The sequence below is a fragment of the Qipengyuania sp. RANM35 genome, from assembly GCF_041021145.2.
GTDB classification, from domain to species: domain Bacteria; phylum Pseudomonadota; class Alphaproteobacteria; order Sphingomonadales; family Sphingomonadaceae; genus Qipengyuania; species Qipengyuania soli.
On sequence record NZ_CM196433.1, the window covers coordinates 893,177 to 907,796 of the forward strand.

Sequence of the window (14,620 nt, forward strand, 5' to 3'; positions counted from 1 at the left end):
CGACATGGCGAAATTCACCTTCAAAATGCCCGACATCGGCGAAGGCATCGCAGAGGCCGAAATCGTGCAGTGGCACAAGGCTGTCGGCGACACGGTCAACGAGGACGAAGAATTCGTCGACATGATGACCGACAAGGCGACGGTGCCGATGGAAAGTCCGGTCACCGGCAAGATCGTCGAGATCGCCGGAGCCGAGGGCGACATGGTCTCGATCGGTTCGATGCTGGTCGTGATCGAGGTCGAGGGCGAAGCGCCCGAAGACGCGCCCGAGGACGAGGCACCCGCGCCCAAGGCCGAAGTGGTCGAGGAGCGGATCGAGGTGGAAACGCCCGATGCGTCCGACGCGGACCACGCTCTCGCGGTCGATCCGGAACCCGAGCCGCTGCCTGCGCCGACCCCGGCACCGCACCCGCAGCAGCATGCCAAGGTGCTTGCAACGCCCGCCGTGCGCGCCCGTGCCAAGGATCTCGGCGTCGACCTGTCGCACGTGAAGCCTGCCGAGGATGGCCGCATACGCCACGGCGACCTTGATGCTTTCCTGTCGTATAATGGCGGCTACGGCGCTGCCGCTCCGGCTCGCAAGGACGAGGAAATCAAGGTCATCGGCATGCGTCGTCGCATCGCCGAGAACATGGCCGCATCGAAGCGCAACATCCCGCACTTCTCCTATGTCGAGGAATGCGACGTGACGGCACTGGAAGAGCTGCGCGCGCAGCTCAACGCCAATCGTGGCGACAAGCCGAAGCTGACCATCCTGCCGCTGCTGATCACCGCGATCTGCAAGACCCTGCCCGATTTCCCGATGATCAATGCCCGCTATGACGACGAGGCCGGGGTGGTGACCCGCTACGGTTCGGTCAACATGGGCATGGCGGCGCAGACCGATGCCGGCCTGATGGTTCCGGTGATCAAGGACGCGCAGGCGAAGAACCTGTGGCAGCTGGCGAACGAGATTGCGCGCCTTGCCGAGGCAGCGCGCACCGGCAAGGCCAAGGCTGACGAGATGCAGGGCGGCACGCTGACCGTGACCTCACTCGGCCCGCTCGGCGGCGTCGCGACCACTCCGGTCATCAATCGCCCCGAAGTCGCGATCATCGGCCCCAATCGTATCATCGAACGCCCGATGTTCGTCCCCGACGGCAATGGCGGCGAGCGGATCGAGAAGCGCAAGCTGATGAACATCTCGATCAGTTGCGACCACCGCGTCGTCGATGGCTGGGATGCGGCGAGCTTCATCCAGGCTGTGAGGAAGCTCATCGAAAGTCCGGCGCTGATTCTGGTGAGCTGATCGGCTATCATGGTTCTTCCCGTAGGGAGGGCACGATGAAGACCGATCCGCGCGTCGACGACTACATCGCCAAGGCTGCGCCGTTCGCGCAGCCAATCCTCACGCATTTGCGGTCAGTGGCGCACGAGGCGCTTCCGCAAGGTGAGGAAGGCATGAAGTGGGGCATGCCGCACTTCATGCTAGGCGGTAAGAATGTTGCCGGGATGAGCGCATTCAAGGCCCATTGCGCCTTCATCGTCCACGGAGAGGGGCGGGTATCCAGTGGCGATGGCATGGGGGCCTATGGCAAAATCGCTTCGCTTGCGGACTTGCCGGCTGACACGGAAATAATCTCCGCAATTGAGGCCGCCGCGGCCCGCGTTGCCAGCGTCGGGAGCGCGACCAAGGGGAGGGCGCCAAGAACCGCCAAACCGGAAATACCGGTGCCGGAGGATTTTGCCACAGCGCTGGCAAATAGCGAAGCGGCACGGACCGCGTTCGACGGTTTCGCCCCCTCGCATCGCCGCGAATACCTGGAATGGATCACCGGTGCCAAGCGCGAGGAAACACGGTCCAAGCGGATCGCTCAGGCGATCGAGTGGCTAGTCGAAGGCCGCAAACGGAACTGGAAGTATGAATCCTGCTAAGCGGCGGGATTACTTGCCAGGTTTCGGACTGTAGGCGGCTGACTGGATATCGAGAGCCGACTGCGCAGCATAGGCACCGCCTGCCAGCATGGTCAGCGAAACCGCCAGAAATGTCATTCTCAGCATTGCAAACCCCCCGTTTGCCCCACGCCGATAACCCCGCCCGAATGTCGCGCGGCGAGGTAAATTTCGAGTAAAGGGGAAGTGGAATTGCGACGGTTCGAAAAAGAGCAAAAAAAGGGGCCAGATCGGCATTGACAGGAATCGGACCCTGCCTTAGTGGCGCGGCTCCCAAGTGGCTGCGCGGGTGTAGCTCAGTTGGTTAGAGTGTCGGCCTGTCACGCCGAAGGTCGCGGGTTCGAGCCCCGTCACTCGCGCCACTTGGGGATTTTCCTACAATAGTTCGTCGAATTCAATGCTCTCGCCATGCGTGGGCAGGCTGACTAGCATGCCGTCCTCACCGATCCGCAGCTGACCGTCGAATTTCTCTTCCGCGTGGCCGAGGAAGGCCTTGGCCACCGGTGCCGCCGGCGGGCCGGGCACGAGGTGGTAGAGCACGAGGGCCTTCACACCAGCTTCCTGCGCTACCTCCGCCGCTTCTTCGGGCGAAGTGTGATAGTCCGGAATATCCGACATGATTTTTGCCGCATCGGCATTTCCGCGCGCGGCCAGGGTCTTGCCGATGCGTCCGATCATGCGGTCGTTCAATGCCTCGTGGAATAGCAGGTCCGCACCGTTGGCGAACTGGGCAAGTGCATCCGACTTGACCGTATCGCCGCTGATGACCATTGCGCGTCCGCCATATTCGATGCGGTAGGCATAGGCGTTGTCGACGGGCTTGTGATCGACCGCAATCACCCTGATCGTGACGCCGTCTCCCTGCCACGCAATGGCGTCCTTGGCCGGGTCTAAGATGTGCGCGGTGCCGCCAAAGCCGCCAGGCCTCGCCACCTCGGGGCCGTGATGGGCGATGCGGTATCGGCGGTCGATGCTGTAGGCCTCTACGAACCCCGCCACGACCTGGTCAGTGCCTGGCGGGCCATAGATCGGTAGAGGAGTGTCGCGACCGCCCGCCATCCACGCCTGCAACATCAGCTCGCCCAGGCCGTCGAGATGGTCGGAATGGAGATGGGTCAGGAACCCCGCTTCCAGCCGGTCCATCGGGAAGCCCATGCGACCCAGCTTGCGGATCGCGCCCGAACCTGCGTCGAAAACGAAGGCCTGTTCGCCGGCGAGGACGCCAATGCAGGGACCCGCGCGCTCGGCATCAGGGAGGGGGGAGCCACTACCGCAGAGATAGGCGTGGATGCCGTCGGGTAGCTTGGCTGCGGTATTGCGCCCGACATTGCGATCGACCGTCCTGTCGAACAGGAATTGGCCGATCCTTGCCTGGCCCAGCCAGAAACCAAGCGCGACCACCACGACAAGCGCGAGGATCGCAAGGCGTTTCATGCGGCCTGTCCTTGCGAGTTGAGGGTTCTCAGGTTTTCCTCATGTCCCGCTTTGTCGATCTTGTAACGCGAGACGAAAAACAGCGCACTCAGCCACAGGAAGAACATCGATGGGGCATACCACGCGCCCAACTTCCACAAGGTGTCCGGGTCGACCGAGGCCGGATCCGCCCCTTGGGGAAAGGAAATCACTGACAGGATAAAGCCCGCAAATAGCACCCCGAGGCCCTGGGTCGTCTTTCGCGTGAAGGTCATCGCTGCGTAGTAGACACCTTCGCTCCGCCTGCCGGTCTTTACCTGGTTGGATTCCACCAGGTCGGCAATCATCGAGAAGGCGACTGCCGTAACCGCGATGATGAGTGCAAGGTCGATGACGTTGATCGACAGGACGAGGGGGAAGAGCAGCGGGTCGCCGTTATCCGGCATCAGTCCGAGGAGCCGCAGCAGGACGGGAGCGGGCTGGATGGTGAAGGCGAGAAGTCCGAGGATAATGGTCCCCTTCTTCTTCCCGAAGCGCTTGCCTACGCGCGGAGCGATCAGGAAGCCAAGCAGCGCGGAAAAGAACACCGTGCAAGTCCAGATGAAGATCTGGAATTCGCTGAAGCCCCAGAAGTAGTTGAGCAGCAGGAACGACAGCGAGGCGGAAAGGCCTGTGGCTACGGCGAAGAGAACCGTGGCTGCGAACAGGGCAAGGAAGCTCCTTTCGCTCAAGGTTTCCACCATCTCGCGGAAGATCCGCCGCGCGCTGAACCTCTCTGTCGGGATTGGGGGGACATGGAGGTGGGGGATGCGGCTGTGGGTTCCCAGCGCAGACACCATGATTGCAATAAAGATCGCGATCGATCCGATGATTCCGTACGTGACGTAGGCATCCGGGTCACGCATGCCGAGCGGGCCGGTAAGGAGGACTCCGAACATGATGATGCTCATGATGTTGCCCCCCGACCAGCCGAAGAACATTCGGTAGGACTGCAGCGTAGTCCGCTCGTCGTAATCGTGGGAGAGTTCGGGGATGAGCGCAGAACTCGGCGTTTCGTAGAAGGTGATGAAGGTCCGGATAAGGATCGAAATTCCGGTCAGGTAGAGGAACAGTCCGGTCTGCGAGAGCTCGGGCGGGTTCCACAGCATGAAATAGGTCAATGCCACCGGCAGGGCGGCTGCATACATGAACGGGTGGCGCCTGCCCCAGCGAGAGCGGAAGTGGTCGGACCAGTACCCGACCAGCGGATCGCTCAGCGCATCGAAAACCAGGGCGATGAGGATGGCCAGACCGACGAGGCCTGGCTCGAGGCCAACGACCGTCCCGTAGAATAGCAGCAGGAAATAATCGAAGCCGTTGTTCTTGATCCCGTAGGCGGCCGATCCAAACCCGTAGGCCAGTTTGGTGCCGAGGGATGGCTTTTCCTGCGCCCCGTCCATGCGGGCGGCGGTGCTTGTGGCCATGCGATACTCTCTCCCTGTCTCTCCGGGAGAGAGGCTAGGGAAGCAATTTGCGATTGGCAATCAGCGCCAGTGGCCGGTTTCCATCCAGATCAGGAAGCGCCTTAGAGGGAGCAGCCAGATGACCCCAAGGATAACATAGACGATCGTCTGGGCGAGCGTAGGCCAGCCGCCAATGATTTCCGGCACATAGCGGGCGACGATCAGTCCATAGACGGCGAGCGCGGCAAGAAGGCCGAGAATGCCGACAGGAATGCGCCAGGTGGGCTCGGTTCTCATGCAAAGGGTCCGTAGATGCGGGTCGGGGTCACCACCGCTGCCAGCGGGTGGTCGTGCTGTTCGACGGGCAGGTTCTCGACAAGCTGGCAATCCCAGGCAAGGCCGATTGCAGTTACGCCGGGATGATCGGCCAGCCAGCGGTCGTAATGCCCGCCGCCCTGTCCCAGACGATCTCCTTCTGCGGTGAAGCCGACAAGCGGGACGAAAACGACGTCCGGTGTCATGAGCGGGGCATCGCCGAATGGTTGGAGCAATCCATACGGCCCGTTCTCGAGGTATTCCTCCTCGAACGGATCCGCAAAGCGGGCGAATTCCATTTCGGCCCCGCGCGACGAGAACCGCGGGAGCGCCAACTTGTGTCCGCGTTCGAAGAGGAATTTCGCATAGGACGCGGCTGGCGCTTCATGCTCGTTCGCCCGGTAAAGCCCGACGATCGCACCGAGCGGGATCAGATCGAGAAGCGGGGCTGGGGGCCTATGGAAGACAAGCCCGCGCATGCTGGCTGGCAAGGCCGCCACATGCTCGCGCCGTGCTGCGCGAAGCGCCTTGCGCAGTTCATCCTTTGCCTGTTTCGGCAATGCAGTCTTCCTCATTTCCCAGGTGAGAGTGGCGGAACCACCATGGGTCGTTTGCCGGCGAAATCCTCTGACGCCTCAACGTCAGGTGGGTGCCGTATATCCCGACCTCCAGGACGAACCCGCAGACCAGGATAGGGACAGCTCCCGTGGATTGCTTATAGCCTCAGGGATATTCATGCAGCTCGTGCCGGGCAGTCCCGCCGCTGCCTATCTAGGTGGTATGCGGGCCGCCCTCAAGCACCAGTGCTGCGTTTTCGAGTGCGCCTGCAATGCGTTCGAGCTGCGTCGCGATACGTTCGACGTCGAAATCGGAGCTTGGAGCCGGGGGCGGTGCGGTATTGTTTCGCTTCGCTTCGTCGAGCTCGTCGGCCAGCAGCAGTGCTGCGAACAAGAGGTTCTTGGCTTCCTGCGACGAGAGGTTGGCGCCCATGGTCCCGAGCTTCCCGTCGATGACAGAGGCAAGGCGCTGGACGTGCTCTTCCTGCCCGTCGGCACAAGCGACGGTATACTTTCGCCCGCCGACCTCGAGCGAGACGTCGCTCATTTCTCGAGTCTCTCGATAAGCGTGTCCAGTTCGCCGAGGCTGGTCCGCACACTCGCCTTGAGAGCTTCGTGGCGTCGGGCGAGGTCCTGATCACCGGTTCCTTCGCGACGCCCGAGCGCGGCCTGCGTTTCGATCCGGGCAAGAGCCCTGTCGATACGGTCGATAGCCTGCGAGATGCGTGCGGAACTCATCGCGCGCATAAATACCAAGATTGGTGCGTGCAGGCAAAGGGTTGGCCCGGCCTGTTGATAACTGGGGTGAGGGTCGTTGCGGTTGTGCACTTGCGAGGGGGCGGGTTGACCTAGTGCGTCCCCTCCGCGATGGCGTGCGCGCGTCGAATCGGCCCCTTTTCCGGAGAGCAACAGAATGAGCCTTCCCACCGCACGCATGACCCAGATGGCCAATGCCATCAGGGCGCTTTCGATGGATGCGGTGCAGGCGGCGAATTCGGGGCACCCCGGCATGCCGATGGGCATGGCCGATGTCGCCACAGTGCTCTGGAGCGAATATCTCCGGCACGATCCCAAGGCACCGGACTGGGCCGACCGCGACCGCTTCGTGCTCTCCGCCGGTCATGGCTCGATGCTGATCTACAGCCTCCTCCACCTGTCCGGGTACGCCCGCCCGACCATGGATGACATCCGCAATTTCCGCCAGCTCGGCAGCCCTTGCGCCGGCCACCCGGAGAACTTTCTTCTCGATGGCGTGGAATGCACCACCGGTCCGCTCGGCCAGGGCCTTGCGATGGCGGTCGGCATGGCCATGGCGGAACGGCACCTCAACGCCGTCTTCGGAAGCGACCTTGTCGATCACCGTACTTGGGTCGTGGCCGGTGACGGCTGCCTGATGGAAGGTATCAACCACGAAGCCATCGGTCTCGCCGGACATCTCAAGCTCGGCCAGATGAACGTGCTGTGGGACGACAACCGCATCACCATCGACGGCGACACGGACCTGTCGACAAGCGAGAACATCAAGGCACGCTACGAGGCGACCGGATGGCATGTCACCGAGTGTGACGGGCATGATTTTGCCGACATCCGCCGTGCGATCGACGAAGCGATTGCGGATGAACGCCCCTCGCTGATCGCCTGCCGCACGGTCATCGGCAAGGGCGCGCCCAACAAGCAGGGCGGCCACAACGTCCACGGCGCTCCGCTCGGAGCCGATGAAGTTTCCGCTGCCCGCGAATATCTGGGCTGGACCGCCGAACCTTTCGTCGTGCCGGACGACATCCTCACTGACTGGCGCTCGACCGCCGATCGCGGTGCGCAGGCCCACGGCGAATGGCGCACTCGTCTCGACAATGACAGCGATCTGCGTACGCGCTTCGAAGAGCAGATGGCGGGCATCGGCAATCAGGCGAGCGCGGCGCTCGAAAACTACATTCGCGATCTTGCCGCGAACCCGAGGACCGTCGCCACGCGCAAGGCGTCGGAAATGGCGCTCGGTCCGCTGACAGAGAAGCTTCCCCAGCTGATCGGCGGTTCGGCGGACCTTACCGGTTCGAACAACACCAAGACCGCCTCGACCACGCCATTCAGCGCCGACGACTACAGCGGGCGCTATGTCTATTACGGCATCCGCGAATTCGGCATGGCCGCCGCGATGAACGGAATGGCGCTGCACGGCGGTGTCGCACCTTACGGCGGCACCTTCCTGATCTTCAGCGACTATTGCCGCAACGCGATCCGCCTGTCGGCGCTGCAGCAGATCAACGTCACCTATGTCCTGACGCATGACAGCATCGGGCTGGGTGAAGACGGACCGACGCACCAGCCGATCGAACAGATCATGAGCATGCGGCTCATTCCCAATCTCAACGTCTATCGCCCGTGCGACACGATCGAGACGGCGGAATGTTGGGCGCTTGCACTCGAAGCGCCGAAGACCCCTGCCGTCCTTGCGCTGAGCCGCCAGAACCTGCCGCAGCTGCGGGGCGAGGGCGATGCCGATTGGACCGCCGCGACAAACCGCTCCGCCAAGGGCGCATATCGCCTCAAGGCTGCCGAAGCGACGCGCAAGGTAGTGCTGGTCGCCACGGGCTCCGAAGTTGCCGTGGCAATGGACTGCGCCTCGCAGCTCGAGGCACGGGGCATCGGCGCCGACGTCGTGTCCATGCCCTGCATGGAACTTTTCGCGGCACAGGACGCGGCTTATCGTGCAGACGTATTACCTGCCGATGTGCTCAAGGTTTCGATAGAGGCGGGCGTAACCCAGGGTTGGGAGCGGTTCGTTGGCAATGACGGAATTACCATCGGCATCGACCGCTTCGGCGCCTCGGCCCCGGCGGAACAGCTCTTCGAGAAATTCGGTCTCGTTGCGGATGCGATTGTTCCGCAAATCACCAAGAAATTGAACGGTTAAGCAGGAGTTCCTTGCAATGACGACGAAGGTTGCAATCAACGGTTTCGGACGTATCGGCCGCCTCGTGGCGCGCGCCATTCTCGAGCGCACCGACCACGACCTCGAGCTGGTCAGCATCAACGACCTGGCCGACACCAAGTCGAACGCCCTGCTGTTCCAGTACGATTCCACCCATGGCCGTTTCCCTGGCACGGTCGAGGTCGGCGACGGCTTTATTGCGGTGAATGGCAAGAAGATCGCCGTCACCAGCGAACGTGACCCGGGCAACTTGCCGCACGCCGCGCAGGGCATCGACATCGCGCTCGAATGCACCGGCTTCTTCCAGAGCCACGAAGCTTCGGAACCGCACCTCAAGGCGGGTGCCAAGCGCGTGCTGATTTCGGCCCCGGCGAACAATGTCTCGGCCACCATCGTCTATGGCGTGAACCACAAGACGCTGACCGCCGACGACGTGATCGTTTCCAACGCCAGCTGCACCACCAACTGTCTCGCGCCGATGGCCAAGGTGCTGCACGAGACCGTTGGCATCGAGCGCGGCTTCATGACCACGATCCACAGCTACACCAACGACCAGCGCATGCTCGACCAGATGCACAGCGACATGCGTCGAGCCCGCGGCGGTGCTCAAAACATGATCCCGACCACCACCGGCGCTGCCCGCGCGGTCGGCCTCGTCCTGCCCGAATTGAAGGGCAAGCTGGACGGTTCGTCGGTCCGCGTCCCGACGCCCAACGTCAGCCTGGTCGACCTCGTGTTCACCCCGGGCCGCGATACCAGCAAGGACGAACTCAACGCGGCACTCAAGGCCGCTGCCGAGGGTCCGCTCAAGGGCGTGCTCGACTACACCGACCAGCCGCTGGTCAGCAGCGACTTCAACCACCAGCCTGCTAGCTCGACCATCGACAGCCTCGAAACGGCGGTCATGGAAGGCAAGCTGTGCCGCGTGGTCAGCTGGTACGACAACGAATGGGGCTTCTCGAACCGCATGATCGACACTGCGGGCGTGATGGCGAGCTTCCTCTAAGGACCGACACATGAGCAACTTCAGGACCCTGGACGACCTTGGCGACATCACCGGCAAGGTCGCGCTGGTGCGCGTCGATCTCAACCTGCCGATGCAGGAAGGCCGTGCAAGCGACGTCACCCGGGTCGAGGCGGTCAAGCCGACCATCCTCGAACTGGCGGACAAGGGCGCCAAGGTCCTGTTGCTCGCCCATTTCGGCCGTCCCAAAGGTGCGCGCCATTCGACCATGAGCACCAGCATGGTGCAGGGCGATGTCGAGCGCGTGCTCGACCGCGAAATCATGTTCATCCCCGAAGTCATGGGCCCGGTGGTCGAACAGGCGGTCGGCATCCTGCGCAATGGCGACATCGGGCTGCTCGACAACGTCCGCTTCTGGCCGGGCGAGGAAGCCAACGATCCCGCATTTGCCAAGGGCATCGCAGCGAATGGCGATTTCTATGTCAATGATGCCTTCTCCGCCTCACACCGCGCGCATGCGACGACCGAGGGGCTTGCGCATTTCCTCCCCGCCTATGCCGGGAGGTCGATGGAAGCCGAACTGCGGGCGCTCAACGCCGCTCTCGGCGATCCCGAGACCCCGGTTGCGGCGGTGGTCGGTGGAGCCAAGGTTTCGACCAAGCTAGACGTGCTCCACAACCTCGTCGGGAAGGTCCAGCACCTGATCATCGGCGGGGGCATGGCCAACACCTTCCTCGCTGCAAAGGGCGTCAATGTCGGCAAGTCGCTGTGCGAACATGACCTGACTGACACCGCCAACCGCATCATGGACGAGGCGGGGCATGCCGGATGCACGGTACACCTGCCCTATGACGTCGTGGTCGCGAAGGAATTTGCCGCCAACCCGCCGAGCATGCGCACCTGCAACGTGCATGAGGTCGCAGCGGACGAGATGATCCTCGACGTCGGCCCGCTTGCGGTCGAGGCGCTGGGCGATGTCCTCAAGACCTGTCGCACGCTGGTCTGGAACGGCCCGATGGGCGCCTTCGAGACGGTGCCGTTCGACGCGGCGACCGTGGCACTGGCCCGCACGGCCGCTGCACTGACGCAGGACGGCTCGCTCACGTCTGTCGCAGGCGGGGGCGATACCGTTGCGGCGCTCGCGCATGCTGGGGTGAAGGACGATTTCACCTTCGTTTCGACGGCAGGCGGTGCCTTCCTCGAATGGATGGAAGGCAAGGACCTTCCCGGCGTGGCGGCGCTCTCTGAATGAGCGAGATGGAAAACCGCGGCCCGACCCTCATTACCGAGGGTGAATGGGCTGGTTGGCGCACCTGGGACCACGACGCCTTCGAAACGCGCACGGGTCCGTTCTACATGCGCGAGGAAGGCGACAGCTGGGTCTCCGCCTTCCGCGCCGGGCCGCAGCACATGAACGGCGGCGGGTCGATGCACGGCGGCTGTATGCTGACCTTTGCCGACTTCGCGCTCTTCTCCATCGCCTATCCCGAACTGGGAAACAGTTTCGGTGTCACGATCAATCTCTCGGGCGATTTCCTCGGCCCGATCGCGGTCGGGGAACTGGTCGAAGCGCGAGGCGAGATCACCCGCGGCGGGGGCAAGACGATCTTCGTGCGCGGCATGATCACGGGCGACGGCAAGCCTGCGTTGAGCTTCACCGGCATCATCCGGAAGATAAACCGGACCTAGGCGACGCGCTGCTGTTGCAGGTGCGAAGAGGCTTAGCTATTGGGCCGCGCATACGAATGCACGGACACGGGGATTCTCGGATGACTTTCGACGAAATGCGCGCGCGCGTCGCGACCGGACAGGGCTTTATCGCGGCGCTCGACCAGTCGGGCGGCTCCACGCCCAAGGCGCTTAAGGGCTATGGCATCGAGGAAGGTGCCTGGACCACCGAGGACGAGATGTTCGGCCTCATCCACGCGATGCGCCAGCGGATCATCGAAAGCCCCTGCTTCGGCAATGGTAAGGTCATCGGCGCGATCCTGTTCGAAAAGACCATGGACGGCACCAGCGGCGGCAAGAGCGTGCCGCATCGTCTCGCCGAGCGCGGCATAATACCCTTCCTCAAGGTCGACAAGGGCCTCGAGGACGAGCGCGACGGTGCGCAGCTGATGAAACCCAACCCGGGTCTGGAGGACATGTGCAACCGCGCCCGTGAGCTCGGGGTCTTCGGCACCAAGATGCGCTCGGTCATCAAATCGGCCAATCCGGTAGGCATCAAGGGAGCAGTCGCACAGCAGTTCGCCGAAGGTGCGCGGATCCTGTCCTGCGGCCTCGTCCCGATCCTCGAGCCCGAATACGACATCACTGCGACCGATCGTGCCGAGGGCGAAAAGATCATGCTCGCGGCCATCGAGGAAGGTCTTGATGCGCTTCCCGATGGCCAGCAGGTCATGCTCAAGCTGTCGATCCCCAAGGAAGCAGGGCTCTACACCGGTCTGACCAGCCATCCGAAGGTGCTGCGCGTGGTCGCGCTCTCGGGTGGCTATTCAACCGACGAAGCCTGCGAGCACCTGGCACAGAACCCGGGCATGATCGCCAGTTTCAGCCGCGGCCTGCTGCAGGACCTGCGCCACCAGCAGAGCGACGAGGAATTCGACGGGACGCTGTCGAGCGCGATCGACCAGATCCACGCCGCCAGCGTCGCCTGACGCCTACTGGTTCTCGACGTACCAGGCACCATCTTCGTAGGTGAAGCGGTACTGGTCCGGCTTGATCTCTTCCTGCGTGGTCTTGTTCGGTTCGCCTGCGATCAGGCGGACGACCTTTTCGTGGGTGCCGTAGGTCTCGCCCAGCGTAATGTTGGCGGTATCGCGCCAGCCCGCGCCGTCGATCCGTGTCTCCACGACGAGGCGGCCGGCCCAAACGCAGCGTGCGTTGATCGGACAGCGGCTGTCCTCGACGACGCGGATCGGCGTGACCACGATGTCCGCCACTTTCACCGGCTGACCGAGCGGAACCGGCGTTCCCTCGTTCCAGGGCGTGCCGATGACATTGGGTGCATCGGGCACCACAACGCAGGCAGCGAGAGTGGACGAGGCGAGGGCGAGTGCGGCAAGTGCCGTGCGGGTCGTGGTCATGGCGCTGAAATAGCGCCGTTTTGCATTGCGCCAATCTGAATAGGTGACGAAACGCCCTTGCGACGATACGAAGCGCGCCGATGACCGACGAAACCACTCCTTGCCAGCTCTACCTGATCTCTCCGCTCGACGTTTCGGGGGATTTCCCGCAGCGGCTCGAACGCGCGCTCGTGGCGGGCAAGGGTCTTGTCACTGCGTTCCAGTTCAGGGTGAAGGGTGTCGACCAGCACGAGGCCGCGCGGCTTGCTCAGCCTTTGCAGGCCATATGTGCGGCACACGATGTGGCTTTCATCGTCAACGATTCCGTTGCGCTCGCAAAGCGGCTTGGTGCAGATGGCGTTCATCTGGGCCAGAAGGACGGCGATCCGCGGGAGGCGCGTGAGAAACTAGGCCGCGACGCGCAGATCGGGGTGACTTGCCATGGCTCGCGCCACCTCGCACTCGAAGCCGGAGAGGCGGGCGCCGATTACGTCGCTTTCGGTGCATTCTTCCCCAGCTCGACCAAGGAAACCGAGTACGAGGCCGACCTCGAACTGCTTGAATGGTGGAGTGAAATGGTCGAGCTTCCTTCGGTCGCCATCGGGGGAATTACACCACAGAATTGCCGTCCGCTGGTCGAAGCTGGAGCAGACTTCCTCGCCGTGTCCGGCGCAGTCTGGTCGGGCGATGAAGTGGCTGCAATCAATGCTTTCGCGGAGCAAATGGCGCCCAAGTGAGTTGAATGCCCTGAATGGGGGCGGGTCGCGTCCCTGAACACCAGGGAGTTTCTCATGCGCCACCTCATCGCCACCGCTTCGCTAATCGCGCTCGCCGCCTGCGGCCTTGCCGGTCAGGACAACGACAAACAGGACACCGATAGAGTCGCCACCACCGATGCGGGCGAGGACTGGGGATACGACACCTACGACGCCGACAACCTGGCGGATTCGATGGCTTCCAACGACGACGGGTCCATCTCCAAGGACGCCATTCCCGATGCCGAGGAGCGTCCCATCATGCAGGCGCAGGTGGTGCTCGATCGTATCGGCTTCGGGCCGGGAGTGATCGATGGCAAGATGGGTATGTCGACCGAGAACGCGCTGCGTGGCTTCCAAGAGGCAAATGACCTGTCCGTCACCGGAAAGCTGGACGAACAGACAAAGGCAAAGCTGAGCGCATGGAAGCAGATCCCGGCAACCCGTGTAGTCACCATTCCGGCCAGCTGGGGAACAACCGAATACACCGACATGCCCGACGACGTTGCCGAGAAAGCCAAGCTCGAAACGCTTGGATATGCGTCACTGGACGAGCGGTTGGCAGAACGCTTTCACACCACGATCGACGTCCTCAAACAGCTCAACCCGAACGGCCAGCCGGCGGGGGCTGTTGAAGGCAAGGGACCCAACCCTGCAGCTTCCGCGACGCCTGATGTTGCTCACCCGGATGGGCAACAACCCAGTTTCTTCCGCGCCGGCCAGCAGATCCGCGTTCCGAATATCGGCGCGGACAGGATCGCCAAGGGATCGGTCAAGGAGAGAAGCTGGCAGCAGACCCTCGCGTCGCTGGGCGTGGGGACCGAACAGCCAGAGGTTGATCGCCTTGTCGTCAGCAAGGCGGGCAAGACCCTCAAAGCCTACAATGGCGACAAGCTGGTCGCGCTTTTCACCGTCAGTTCCGGATCGAGCGAGTTCCCTTTGCCGCTTGGCGAATGGAAGATTTTGGGCGAAGCCTACAATCCGCCATACGCCTACGACCCTGAAGTCCTAGGCAAGGACAATTCCGACGACGGTACGCACAAGCTGCCGCCCGGCCCGAATTCGCCCGTTGGCGTCGTCTGGATCGACCTCAGCAAGGAACACTACGGCATTCACGGCACGCCTGATCCGGAAACAATCGGCAGAGCGCAGAGTAGTGGATGCGTGAGGCTGACCAATTGGGATGCCGCGCGCCTTGCAGGGATGGTCTCGCAATCGACGAAGGTGATTTTCGAGGCATGAGGA

General features: G+C 62.9%; 16 protein-coding genes, 1 tRNA gene and 1 other RNA gene. 10 read left to right on the top strand and 8 right to left on the bottom strand.

Features of this window, described 5'->3' with window-relative positions; translation table 11 throughout:
• Positions 1-4 precede the first annotated feature (4 nt).
• From RAM60_RS04490 to RAM60_RS04500, 3 genes are all read left to right on the top strand, one after another.
• Positions 5-1,288 carry a dihydrolipoamide acetyltransferase family protein gene (locus RAM60_RS04490; protein WP_369025397.1) on the top strand — a complete coding sequence of 428 codons (1,284 nt, stop codon included), beginning with the start codon at positions 5-7 and terminating at the stop codon, positions 1,286-1,288.
• A gap of 35 nt (positions 1,289-1,323) precedes the next feature.
• A complete protein-coding gene (locus RAM60_RS04495; RefSeq protein WP_369025396.1) occupies positions 1,324-1,914 on the top strand; it encodes a YdeI/OmpD-associated family protein in 591 nt (196 codons plus the stop codon).
• Positions 1,915-2,217: 303 nt separating this feature from the next.
• Positions 2,218-2,294 (top strand) — tRNA-Asp (locus RAM60_RS04500).
• A 13-nt stretch (positions 2,295-2,307) separates the two neighbouring features.
• On the opposite strand, the gene RAM60_RS04505 is transcribed toward RAM60_RS04500, so the two are convergent.
• The 7 genes from RAM60_RS04505 to RAM60_RS04535 form a co-directional block, all read right to left on the bottom strand.
• The gene (locus RAM60_RS04505) at positions 2,308-3,366 is read right to left on the bottom strand and encodes an MBL fold metallo-hydrolase (RefSeq protein WP_369025395.1); all 1,059 of its coding nucleotides are present in this window, start codon (positions 3,364-3,366) and stop codon (positions 2,308-2,310) included.
• Positions 3,363-4,808 carry an MFS transporter gene (locus RAM60_RS04510; RefSeq protein ID WP_369025394.1) on the bottom strand — a complete coding sequence of 482 codons (1,446 nt, stop codon included), beginning with the start codon at positions 4,806-4,808 and terminating at the stop codon, positions 3,363-3,365. The genes RAM60_RS04505 and RAM60_RS04510 overlap by 4 nt, the downstream gene beginning before the upstream one ends.
• A 60-nt stretch (positions 4,809-4,868) precedes the next feature.
• Positions 4,869-5,084, bottom strand: coding sequence for a DUF2842 domain-containing protein (locus RAM60_RS04515; RefSeq protein WP_200983567.1), 216 nt, complete (start codon positions 5,082-5,084; stop codon positions 4,869-4,871).
• Positions 5,081-5,677, bottom strand: a complete 597-nt coding sequence (locus tag RAM60_RS04520) for a 5-formyltetrahydrofolate cyclo-ligase (RefSeq protein WP_510640244.1) — start codon at positions 5,675-5,677, stop codon at positions 5,081-5,083. Before RAM60_RS04520 ends, RAM60_RS04515 begins: the two co-directional genes overlap by 4 nt.
• A 15-nt stretch (positions 5,678-5,692) precedes the next feature.
• Positions 5,693-5,863: non-coding RNA, 6S RNA (ssrS, locus tag RAM60_RS04525), on the bottom strand.
• A gap of 10 nt (positions 5,864-5,873) precedes the next feature.
• Positions 5,874-6,206 carry a cell division protein ZapA gene (locus RAM60_RS04530; RefSeq protein WP_200983571.1) on the bottom strand — a complete coding sequence of 111 codons (333 nt, stop codon included), beginning with the start codon at positions 6,204-6,206 and terminating at the stop codon, positions 5,874-5,876.
• Positions 6,203-6,397 (bottom strand): hypothetical protein, encoded by a 195-nt coding sequence (locus RAM60_RS04535; RefSeq protein WP_369025392.1) that lies wholly within the window; start codon positions 6,395-6,397, stop codon positions 6,203-6,205. The genes RAM60_RS04530 and RAM60_RS04535 overlap by 4 nt, the downstream gene beginning before the upstream one ends.
• 175 nt (positions 6,398-6,572) lie before the next feature.
• On the opposite strand from RAM60_RS04535, the gene tkt reads away from it, so the two are divergent.
• From tkt to RAM60_RS04560, 5 genes are all read left to right on the top strand, one after another.
• Positions 6,573-8,573: a transketolase gene (gene tkt, locus RAM60_RS04540; RefSeq protein WP_369025391.1), complete on the top strand. Its 2,001-nt coding sequence runs from the start codon at positions 6,573-6,575 to the stop codon at positions 8,571-8,573.
• Between the two features lie 16 nt (positions 8,574-8,589).
• Positions 8,590-9,597, top strand: a complete 1,008-nt coding sequence (gap, locus tag RAM60_RS04545) for a type I glyceraldehyde-3-phosphate dehydrogenase (RefSeq protein WP_369025390.1) — start codon at positions 8,590-8,592, stop codon at positions 9,595-9,597.
• A 10-nt stretch (positions 9,598-9,607) separates the two neighbouring features.
• The gene (locus RAM60_RS04550; protein WP_369025389.1) at positions 9,608-10,807 is read left to right on the top strand and encodes a phosphoglycerate kinase; all 1,200 of its coding nucleotides are present in this window, start codon (positions 9,608-9,610) and stop codon (positions 10,805-10,807) included.
• On the top strand, positions 10,804-11,244 hold the full coding sequence (locus RAM60_RS04555; protein WP_200983579.1) for a PaaI family thioesterase: 441 nt from the start codon (positions 10,804-10,806) through the stop codon (positions 11,242-11,244). The genes RAM60_RS04550 and RAM60_RS04555 overlap by 4 nt, the downstream gene beginning before the upstream one ends.
• Before the next feature lie 80 nt (positions 11,245-11,324).
• A complete protein-coding gene (locus RAM60_RS04560) occupies positions 11,325-12,212 on the top strand; it encodes a fructose bisphosphate aldolase (RefSeq protein ID WP_369025388.1) in 888 nt (295 codons plus the stop codon).
• A 3-nt stretch (positions 12,213-12,215) separates the two neighbouring features.
• Here RAM60_RS04560 and RAM60_RS04565 read toward each other — a convergent pair whose 3' ends face one another.
• On the bottom strand, positions 12,216-12,641 hold the full coding sequence (locus RAM60_RS04565; RefSeq protein ID WP_369025387.1) for a hypothetical protein: 426 nt from the start codon (positions 12,639-12,641) through the stop codon (positions 12,216-12,218).
• Positions 12,642-12,721: 80 nt separating this feature from the next.
• Between RAM60_RS04565 and thiE the strand changes: the two genes are divergently transcribed.
• Complete coding sequence (thiE, locus tag RAM60_RS04570) at positions 12,722-13,357, top strand: thiamine phosphate synthase (RefSeq protein WP_369025386.1); 636 nt, start codon at positions 12,722-12,724, stop codon at positions 13,355-13,357.
• 54 nt (positions 13,358-13,411) lie between these two features.
• Positions 13,412-14,617, top strand: coding sequence for a L,D-transpeptidase family protein (locus RAM60_RS04575; protein ID WP_369025385.1), 1,206 nt, complete (start codon positions 13,412-13,414; stop codon positions 14,615-14,617).
• Positions 14,618-14,620 lie beyond the last annotated feature (3 nt).

What these genes read in the sequence shown, in the direction of transcription:
- RAM60_RS04490 (WP_369025397.1), top strand. Translation starts at nt 5, where the DNA reads ATGGCGAAATTCACCTTCAAAATGCCCGACATCGGCGAAGGCATCGCA.
- RAM60_RS04495 (WP_369025396.1), top strand. Translation starts at nt 1,324, where the DNA reads ATGAAGACCGATCCGCGCGTCGACGACTACATCGCCAAGGCTGCGCCG.
- RAM60_RS04505 (WP_369025395.1), bottom strand. Translation starts at nt 3,366, where the DNA reads ATGAAACGCCTTGCGATCCTCGCGCTTGTCGTGGTGGTCGCGCTTGGT.
- RAM60_RS04510 (WP_369025394.1), bottom strand. Translation starts at nt 4,808, where the DNA reads ATGGCCACAAGCACCGCCGCCCGCATGGACGGGGCGCAGGAAAAGCCA.
- RAM60_RS04515 (WP_200983567.1), bottom strand. Translation starts at nt 5,084, where the DNA reads ATGAGAACCGAGCCCACCTGGCGCATTCCTGTCGGCATTCTCGGCCTT.
- RAM60_RS04520 (WP_510640244.1), bottom strand. Translation starts at nt 5,677, where the DNA reads ATGAGGAAGACTGCATTGCCGAAACAGGCAAAGGATGAACTGCGCAAG.
- RAM60_RS04530 (WP_200983571.1), bottom strand. Translation starts at nt 6,206, where the DNA reads ATGAGCGACGTCTCGCTCGAGGTCGGCGGGCGAAAGTATACCGTCGCT.
- RAM60_RS04535 (WP_369025392.1), bottom strand. Translation starts at nt 6,397, where the DNA reads ATGAGTTCCGCACGCATCTCGCAGGCTATCGACCGTATCGACAGGGCT.
- tkt (WP_369025391.1), top strand. Translation starts at nt 6,573, where the DNA reads ATGAGCCTTCCCACCGCACGCATGACCCAGATGGCCAATGCCATCAGG.
- gap (WP_369025390.1), top strand. Translation starts at nt 8,590, where the DNA reads ATGACGACGAAGGTTGCAATCAACGGTTTCGGACGTATCGGCCGCCTC.
- RAM60_RS04550 (WP_369025389.1), top strand. Translation starts at nt 9,608, where the DNA reads ATGAGCAACTTCAGGACCCTGGACGACCTTGGCGACATCACCGGCAAG.
- RAM60_RS04555 (WP_200983579.1), top strand. Translation starts at nt 10,804, where the DNA reads ATGAGCGAGATGGAAAACCGCGGCCCGACCCTCATTACCGAGGGTGAA.
- RAM60_RS04560 (WP_369025388.1), top strand. Translation starts at nt 11,325, where the DNA reads ATGACTTTCGACGAAATGCGCGCGCGCGTCGCGACCGGACAGGGCTTT.
- RAM60_RS04565 (WP_369025387.1), bottom strand. Translation starts at nt 12,641, where the DNA reads ATGACCACGACCCGCACGGCACTTGCCGCACTCGCCCTCGCCTCGTCC.
- thiE (WP_369025386.1), top strand. Translation starts at nt 12,722, where the DNA reads ATGACCGACGAAACCACTCCTTGCCAGCTCTACCTGATCTCTCCGCTC.
- RAM60_RS04575 (WP_369025385.1), top strand. Translation starts at nt 13,412, where the DNA reads ATGCGCCACCTCATCGCCACCGCTTCGCTAATCGCGCTCGCCGCCTGC.